The organism is Vibrio sp. TRT 17S01, assembly GCF_050113695.1.
Lineage (GTDB): Bacteria > Pseudomonadota > Gammaproteobacteria > Enterobacterales > Vibrionaceae > Vibrio.
Window position 1 is genome coordinate 42,496 of the sequence record NZ_JBNJOG010000021.1, and the last position, 8,188, is coordinate 50,683.

Sequence of the window (8,188 nt, forward strand, 5' to 3'; positions counted from 1 at the left end):
AATCAGCTCCTGTAAGGAGTTAAAAGGAGCTCACCCGCAAAAGTGAGCACCTTCTACCAAATAATCGCCTTTGATTCCCTCGACCTTAGTCAAGAGAGAAAGAGATTACTCTTCGTCTTCTAGCTCGATGTTGATACCTAGCGAGCGGATCTCTTTCAACAATACGTTGAACGATTCTGGCATGCCAGGTTCCATGCTGTGGTTGCCATCTACGATGTTCTTATACATCTTAGTACGGCCGTTAACGTCATCCGACTTAACTGTTAGCATTTCTTGAAGCGTGTAAGCAGCACCGTATGCTTCTAGTGCCCATACTTCCATCTCACCAAAACGCTGACCACCGAACTGAGCTTTACCACCAAGTGGTTGCTGAGTTACTAGGCTGTACGAACCAGTTGAACGAGCGTGCATCTTGTCATCAACAAGGTGGTTCAGTTTCAGCATGTACATGTAACCAACAGTTACAGGACGCTCAAACGCATCACCTGTGCGACCATCAAACAGCGTTAGCTGACCAGACTCTGGTAGGTCACCTAGTTTCAATAGCTCTTTGATTGATTGTTCAGAAGCACCATCAAATACTGGAGTCGCGATCGGTAGACCGCCACGTAGGTTTTTGATCAGCGTACGAACTTCATCATCAGATAGAGACGCAACGTCTACTTTCTGACGTGTCTCACCAAGATCGTAAACCTTCTGTAGGAAGTCACGGAACCTAGCTAGCTCTTGCTGCTCTTTCACCATCTGGTTGATCTTGTCACCGATACCTTTCGCTGCCAGACCTAAGTGTACTTCTAGGATCTGACCGATGTTCATACGCGAAGGTACACCCAGTGGGTTAAGTACGATGTCTACAGGCTGACCTTTTTCGTCGTAAGGCATGTCTTCAACAGGGTTGATCTTAGAGATTACACCCTTGTTACCGTGACGACCCGCCATCTTATCACCAGGCTGGATGCGACGTTTAACCGCTAGGTAAACTTTCACGATCTTCAGTACGCCAGGAGCTAGATCATCACCTTGTGTGATCTTGCGACGCTTAGTTTCGAATTTCTTATCGAAGTCTGCACGTAGCTCATCATACTGCTCTGCTAGTTGCTCTAGCTGAGTCTGTTGAGCATCGTTTTCAAGCGTTAGTTCTAGCCATTTCTTACGATCGATAGCATCTAGTTTCGCTTCAGTGTAGCCACCGTCGATTAGTACAGCTTTAACACGGTTTAGAAGGCCACCCTCAAGAATCTGGAATTCTTCAGTAAGGTCTTTCTTCGCTTCTTTAAGCTGCATCTGTTCAATTTCAAGTGCACGTTTGTCTTTTTCAACACCGTCACGAGTAAATACTTGAACATCGATGATCGTACCTGAAACAGAATTTGGCACGCGTAGAGACGTATCTTTAACATCTGACGCTTTCTCACCAAAGATAGCACGTAGTAGCTTCTCTTCAGGAGTGAGCTGAGTTTCACCTTTAGGCGTTACTTTACCTACAAGGATGTCACCGCCTTTCACTTCCGCACCGATGTAAACGATACCTGACTCGTCTAGTTTAGACAGAGCAGACTCACCTACGTTTGGAATGTCAGCTGTGATTTCTTCAGCACCAAGCTTAGTATCACGCGCCACACAAGATAGCTCTTGAATGTGGATCGTCGTGAAACGGTCTTCTTGAACTACGCGCTCAGATACTAAGATCGAGTCTTCGAAGTTGTAGCCGTTCCAAGGCATGAATGCGATACGCATGTTCTGACCAAGCGCAAGCTCACCAAGGTCTGTTGAAGGACCATCAGCAAGAACGTCACCACGCGCTACAGGTTCACCCGGCATCACACATGGACGCTGGTTGATACACGTATTTTGGTTAGAACGAGTGTATTTAGTTAGGTTGTAGATATCGATACCCGCTTCACCAGGGATCAGCTCGTCTTCGTTAACTTTAACAACGATACGAGAAGCATCTACAGACTGGATTACACCACCACGTTTCGCTACCGCTGTAACACCAGAGTCAACGGCGATGTTACGCTCAATACCAGTACCAACTAGAGGCTTGTCAGCCTTAAGTGTTGGAACTGCCTGACGTTGCATGTTGGCACCCATCAATGCACGGTTCGCATCATCGTGTTCTAAGAACGGGATAAGCGATGCAGCAATAGATACAACCTGGTTAGTTGCAACGTCCATGTAGTCAACATGTTCGCGTGGGTGTAGGCCAGATTCACCTTTCTGACGAGCAGTGATTAGTTCTTCAGAGAATGTGCCTTCTTCAGTAAGAACAGTGTTCGCCTGAGCGATAACGTACTGACCTTCCTGAATAGCAGATAGGTAATCTACTTCGTCTGTTACTACGCCATCTACAACACGACGGTATGGAGTCTCTAGGAAACCGTACTCGTTACAACGCGCAAACGCAGATAGAGAGTTAATCAGACCGATGTTTGGACCTTCAGGCGTTTCGATAGGACATAGACGACCGTAGTGAGTTACGTGTACGTCACGTACTTCGAAGCCAGCACGTTCACGAGTAAGACCGCCAGGACCCAATGCAGAGATACGACGCTTATGCGTAACTTCTGATAACGGGTTGTTTTGGTCCATGAACTGTGAAAGCTGTGAAGAGCCAAAGAATTCTTTAACCGCAGCAGAGATCGGCTTAGCGTTGATTAGATCTTGAGGCATGATTGCATCAAGGTCACCAAGGCTTAGACGCTCTTTAACAGCACGTTCAACACGTACTAGACCAACGCGGAATTGGTTTTCTGCCATTTCGCCAACGCTGCGGATACGACGGTTACCTAAGTGGTCGATATCGTCCACTTCACCGATGCCGTTACGGATAGCGATAAGCTTCTTCATCACTTCAACGATATCAGTTTCGTCAAGTGTGCCTTGCTCTTGAGCATCTTCACGTTCGATAGAGCTGTTAAACTTCATACGACCAACAGTCGATAGATCGTAACGCTCTTCAGAGAAGAATAGGCTTTCGAATAGTGCTTCAGCAGCTTCTTTTGTTGGTGGCTCACCAGGGCGCATCATGCGGTAGATTTCTACCAATGCAGAAATACGATCAACAGTGCTGTCAATACGTAGAGTTTCTGACATGAATGGACCGTGGTCTAGATCGTTCGTAAATAGAACTTCCAGAGCTTTGTGGCCAGCTTGCGAAAGGTTCGCTAATGCTTCAAGGCTGATTTCTTGGTTTGCACCAACAATAATCTCACCAGTCGCTTCGTTGATGTAATCTTTCGATGCAACTTTACCTACGATGTACTCAACTGGTACTTCGATATGATCAACGCCATCTTTTTCAAGTTGACGGATGTGGCGTGCAGTTACACGACGACCAGTTTCAACGTAAGTTTTTCCATTAGCTTCGATATCGAATGACGCAGTTTCACCACGTAGACGATCAGGAACAAGCTCCATGAGTAGAGTTTGATCTTTTACTTCGAAGTTCACCTTCTCGAAGAAGATATCCAGAATCTCTTCTGTCGTCTTACCAAGTGCGCGAAGAATGATAGATGCTGGTAGCTTACGACGGCGGTCAATACGTACGTATAGATTGTCCTTAGGATCAAACTCAAAGTCTAACCATGAACCACGGTAAGGAATGATACGTGCGTTATATAGAACTTTACCTGATGAGTGGGTCTTACCCTTATCGCTGTCGAAGAAAACGCCTGGGCTTCTGTGCAGCTGGGATACGATAACCCTCTCGGTACCATTGATTACGAAGGTACCATTGTCTGTCATGAGTGGAATCTCACCCATGTAGACTTCTTGTTCTTTAATGTCTTTTACAGTACCTGCTGGCGCGTCTTTATCAAAAATAACCAAGCGTAATTTAACGCGTAGTGGTTTTGAATATGTAACACCGCGGATTTGACATTCTTTAACGTCAAAAACTGGCTCACCAAGACGGTAGCTAACGTATTGCAGCTCGGAATTGCCGTTGTAGCTCTGAATCGGGAATACAGAACGGAAAGCAGCCTCAAGACCGTATTGCCCTTCAGGATCCTGTTCGATGAACTTTTCGAACGAATCGAGCTGGATCGATAGCAGGTATGGAATGTCCAAAACTTGTGGACGAGTACCAAAGTCCTTACGGATGCGCTTTTTCTCGGTATAAGAGTAAACCATGGGGTTCCTCAGCTCGCTGATAAGTGACCCAAACTGTCCGCCCACACCTAGTTACTTAAGGGGGGTAAGGGACAGTGACTAAATAGCTGTTTACTGTAGTGACATTTCATTACGATGAAATGAAATGTATTTTGCTCAGGTAAAGACGCTTAAACAGCGGGAAAATTCGCCTATACCCTACAGCGCAAAAAGGCCGGTGGTTACAAAACCACCAGCCATTAGCCGTTAGGCTAAGAAACTATGCAATAATTACTTAACAGCAACAGTTGCACCAGCTTCTTCTAGCTGAGCTTTAAGAGCTTCAGCTTCATCTTTCTCGATGCCTTCTTTCAGAGGAGCAGGAGCACCGTCTACAAGAGCTTTAGCTTCTTTAAGACCTAGGCCAGTTGCGCCACGTACTGCTTTGATTACAGCAACTTTGTTACCGCCAGCAGATTCTAGGATTACGTCGAATTCAGTTTGCTCAGCAGCAGCTTCGCCTGCAGCAGCGCCGCCAGCTACAACAGCAGCAGCAGCAGAAACACCGAATTTCTCTTCCATTGCTTCGATTAGTTCAACAACTTGCATTACAGACATTTCTGCAACTGCATCTAGGATTTGCTCGTTAGTGATAGACATAACAATTCTCTTTTAAATCAACAATAAGTTTAAATAGCAACCAGTGAAAAGCAAGGCTTAAGCAGCAGCTTCTTCTTTTTGGTCGCGTAGTGCAGCGATAGTACGTACCAGCTTGCCTGCAGAAGCTTCTTTCATGCACATCATTAGGCGTGCGATAGCTTCGTCGTAAGTTGGTAGTGTCGCTAGTACTTCAGCGTCAGTTAGCGCGCCTTCAAATGCAGCAGCTTTGATCTCGAAGTCTTTGTTCTCTTTAGCGAAGTCTTTGAAAAGACGCGCTGCAGCACCTGGGTGCTCGTTTGAGAACGCGATTAGAGTAGGACCAGTAAATGTCTCTTTTAGACACTCGTAGTCTGTACCTTCAACCGCACGACGCATAAGTGTGTTACGAACAACTCGTACGTAAACACCCGCTTCGCGAGCTTGTTTACGTAGTGAAGTCATCGCGCCCACTTCTACGCCACGAGAATCAGCTACAACTGCAGAAAGTGCACCACTGGCAGCTTCGTTGACTTCAGCAACAATTGCTTTTTTGTCTTGAAGGTTTAAAGCCATCTTGGATTTACTCCTGGTTGTCGTTACACCACTCACTATCATCACGACAGTGAGAGTTATTGAGGTGCTTCCCAGAAGAAAGTTAACTATTTACATAGAGCTTTCTGTCAGTTCGGGCACCATCTACGTAGGAAAATTAAGTCTATTTAAAATAAACACCTACGGTCTTGGACGGAGACTGGGTCTTAAATTATGCTAATAAGTGATCCTATCACCATAAAGTAAAGATCAGCCCCAACCACAAATATTAGGCGCGAAATTATACACAAATTTCACGCCTAAGCAAATATATTAAGCTTGAGTGTTCAGGCTACCCTGATCAACAGCAACACCAGCACCCATAGTAGTAGAGATGCTTACTTTCTGCAGGAATGTACCTTTAGCAGAAGATGGCTTAGCTTTCTTCAGAGCAACTAGAAGCGCTTCTAGGTTCTCTTTGATCTGCTCAGCAGAGAAGTTTGCTTTACCAATTGTAGTGTGGATGATGCCGTTTTTGTCGTTACGGTAACGAACCTGACCAGCTTTAGCGTTTTTAACTGCTTCAGCAACGTTAGGAGTTACAGTACCAACTTTAGGGTTTGGCATTAGACCGCGAGGACCTAGGATAGTACCTAGTTGACCTACAACGCGCATTGCATCTGGAGAAGCAACAACTACGTCGAAGTTCATTTCGCCTTTCTTCACTTGCTCAGCAAGATCTTCCATACCAACGATGTCTGCGCCAGCTTCTTTAGCTGCTTCAGCGTTTGCACCTTGAGTGAACACTGCAACGCGGATTTCGCGGCCAGTACCGTGAGGTAGTACAGTTGCACCACGTACGTTCTGGTCAGATTTACGAGCATCGATGCCTAGGTTAACAGCAACGTCAACAGACTCTACGAATTTAGCAGTCGCTAGTTCTTGAAGAAGAGCTACAGCTTCGTTGATTTCGTATTCTTTAGTTACGTCAACTTTTTCGCGGATTACGCGCATGCGCTTAGTTAGTTTAGCCATCTTATTAACCCTCTACCACTAGGCCCATTGAACGAGCAGTACCAGCGATTGAACGCTTCATTGCTTCGATGTCAGCACCAGTCAAATCAGCAGCTTTAGTTTCTGCGATTTCTTGGATTTGAGCGTCAGTTACTGTACCCACTTTTTCAGTGTTTGGACGACCAGAACCAGACTTAACGCCAGCAGCTTTCTTCAGAAGAACAGCAGCAGGTGGAGTCTTAGTGATGAACGTGAAAGAACGGTCGTTGTATACAGTGATAACAACTGGAGTTGGTAGACCTTTCTCAATAGATTCTGTTTTCGCGTTGAACGCTTTACAGAATTCCATGATGTTTACACCGTGCTGACCTAGTGCAGGACCAACTGGTGGACTTGGGTTTGCCATACCAGCAGCAACTTGTAGCTTGATATAAGCTTCAACTTTCTTAGCCATGATTTTTCCTAATTTTGGGTTCAGACGCTAATCACTCGATCAGCTCCCCGTTATTTAAAAACTTTTTACTTCGAGAGAAGTAAAAAGGCGCGAAATTATAGACATAATTCGCGCCTTAAACAACCCTATAAAGGTGTTTTTTTAATCAAGTTTTTCAACCTGACCAAACTCAAGCTCAACTGGTGTTGCACGACCAAAGATCGATACAGACACTTTCAGGCGGCTCTTTTCGTAATCCACTTCTTCAACAGTACCGTTAAAGTCAGCAAATGGGCCTTCGTTAACACGTACCACTTCACCCGCTTCGTACATAGTACGTGGGCGTGGTGCTTCACTAGCTTTCTCAAGACGGTTAAGAATTGCGTCAGCTTCTTTGTCAGTGATAGGTGCAGGACGATCTGAGGTACCACCAATGAAGCCCATGACACGCGGCACGCTGCGTACTAGGTGCCATGATTCATCGTTCATAATCATCTGAACTAGAACGTATCCTGGGAAGAACTTACGCTCAGATTTGCGGCGTTGACCTGCACGCATTTCCACTACTTCTTCAGTAGGAACCAGTACTTCACCAAACAGCTCTTCCATGCCGTGCATTTTGATATGCTCGCGAAGAGACTGAGCGACACGGCCTTCAAATCCAGAGAAGGCTTGAACCACATACCAGCGTTTTTTTGGAGCTTCACTCATGAATTAAAACCCTCTATACCCCAGTCGCTAGAGCGACAAGACGAACCATGATGCCGTCAATGCCCCAAAGCGCTAGAGCCATTACAATACTTACAGCCAAAACGATCAGAGTTGTTTGCATAGTTTCTTGGCGAGTAGGCCAAACCACTTTGCGAACTTCCATACGGGATTCTTTAGCAAAGCTGATCGCAGCTTTACCTTTCGTTGTTGTAGCTGCAACACCAAGTGCTACAGCGATAAGAACAACAACCGCTGCAGCGCGAACCACTACAGACATCTCACCATACAGGTAATTACCCACAACAGCGGCAGCTAGCAGAACGAAAGTGACAATCCACTTAAAGATATCTGCGCCATTTGAGCTTTCAGGAGTTTCAGCATTATTTGCTTTCATAAAACCAACCTGTCACAAGTCTTAATATAGACGACAACAACCCCGCTGTTGCAGGGCAAATCCATAAACACCAAACGAAAATTGATTTTGGTGTACTCTTTTATTGATTCAGACCGAAATCCAATTCAAAAAAATCCTGCTTAATGCTTGCCTGGATAAGAAAAAAGCAAACATCAAAATTTAGTGCAGAAAAAGGGCATCAAATGATGCCCTTTTTGCTACTGGTTCGTCAAATCTTATTCAAAGATTTTTCCGACATCTTCAGCAATTCCGAGGAATTATTCGAAGATTTTAGCAACAACACCAGCACCAACTGTACGGCCACCTTCACGGATCGCGAAACGTAGACCTTCGTCCATCGCGATTGGTGCGAT

Annotated in this window: 7 protein-coding genes and 1 pseudogene; all 8 read right to left on the reverse strand. The window is 45.4% G+C overall.

What is annotated here, in order from left to right; genetic code table 11:
- Positions 1-105: 105 nt before the first annotated feature.
- Complete coding sequence (gene rpoB / locus ACQEXS_RS20790; RefSeq protein ID WP_427015056.1) at positions 106-4,134, reverse strand: DNA-directed RNA polymerase subunit beta; 4,029 nt, start codon at positions 4,132-4,134, stop codon at positions 106-108.
- A 249-nt stretch (positions 4,135-4,383) separates the two neighbouring features.
- The gene (rplL, locus tag ACQEXS_RS20795) at positions 4,384-4,752 is read right to left on the reverse strand and encodes a 50S ribosomal protein L7/L12 (RefSeq protein ID WP_367987454.1); all 369 of its coding nucleotides are present in this window, start codon (positions 4,750-4,752) and stop codon (positions 4,384-4,386) included.
- Between the two features lie 57 nt (positions 4,753-4,809).
- Positions 4,810-5,304, reverse strand: coding sequence for a 50S ribosomal protein L10 (rplJ, locus tag ACQEXS_RS20800; RefSeq protein WP_367987455.1), 495 nt, complete (start codon positions 5,302-5,304; stop codon positions 4,810-4,812).
- A 291-nt stretch (positions 5,305-5,595) separates the two neighbouring features.
- Entirely contained in the window at positions 5,596-6,297 is a 702-nt protein-coding gene (gene rplA, locus ACQEXS_RS20805; protein ID WP_006878400.1) for a 50S ribosomal protein L1, read from the reverse strand.
- Between the two features lie 4 nt (positions 6,298-6,301).
- Complete coding sequence (gene rplK, locus ACQEXS_RS20810; protein WP_367987456.1) at positions 6,302-6,730, reverse strand: 50S ribosomal protein L11; 429 nt, start codon at positions 6,728-6,730, stop codon at positions 6,302-6,304.
- A 141-nt stretch (positions 6,731-6,871) separates the two neighbouring features.
- On the reverse strand, positions 6,872-7,420 hold the full coding sequence (nusG, locus tag ACQEXS_RS20815; RefSeq protein WP_005384681.1) for a transcription termination/antitermination protein NusG: 549 nt from the start codon (positions 7,418-7,420) through the stop codon (positions 6,872-6,874).
- Between the two features lie 13 nt (positions 7,421-7,433).
- A complete protein-coding gene (gene secE, locus ACQEXS_RS20820) occupies positions 7,434-7,814 on the reverse strand; it encodes a preprotein translocase subunit SecE (RefSeq protein ID WP_367987457.1) in 381 nt (126 codons plus the stop codon).
- A 278-nt stretch (positions 7,815-8,092) separates the two neighbouring features.
- Positions 8,093-8,188, reverse strand: a pseudogene (locus tag ACQEXS_RS20825) (elongation factor Tu); the annotation flags it as partial.

Excerpts from the sequence above, each read along its gene's own strand:
- rplL (WP_367987454.1), bottom strand. The coding sequence starts at position 4,752 with ATGTCTATCACTAACGAGCAAATCCTAGATGCAGTTGCAGAAATGTCT.
- nusG (WP_005384681.1), bottom strand. The coding sequence starts at position 7,420 with ATGAGTGAAGCTCCAAAAAAACGCTGGTATGTGGTTCAAGCCTTCTCT.
- rplA (WP_006878400.1), bottom strand. The coding sequence starts at position 6,297 with ATGGCTAAACTAACTAAGCGCATGCGCGTAATCCGCGAAAAAGTTGAC.
- secE (WP_367987457.1), bottom strand. The coding sequence starts at position 7,814 with ATGAAAGCAAATAATGCTGAAACTCCTGAAAGCTCAAATGGCGCAGAT.
- rplK (WP_367987456.1), bottom strand. The coding sequence starts at position 6,730 with ATGGCTAAGAAAGTTGAAGCTTATATCAAGCTACAAGTTGCTGCTGGT.
- rpoB (WP_427015056.1), bottom strand. The coding sequence starts at position 4,134 with ATGGTTTACTCTTATACCGAGAAAAAGCGCATCCGTAAGGACTTTGGT.
- rplJ (WP_367987455.1), bottom strand. The coding sequence starts at position 5,304 with ATGGCTTTAAACCTTCAAGACAAAAAAGCAATTGTTGCTGAAGTCAAC.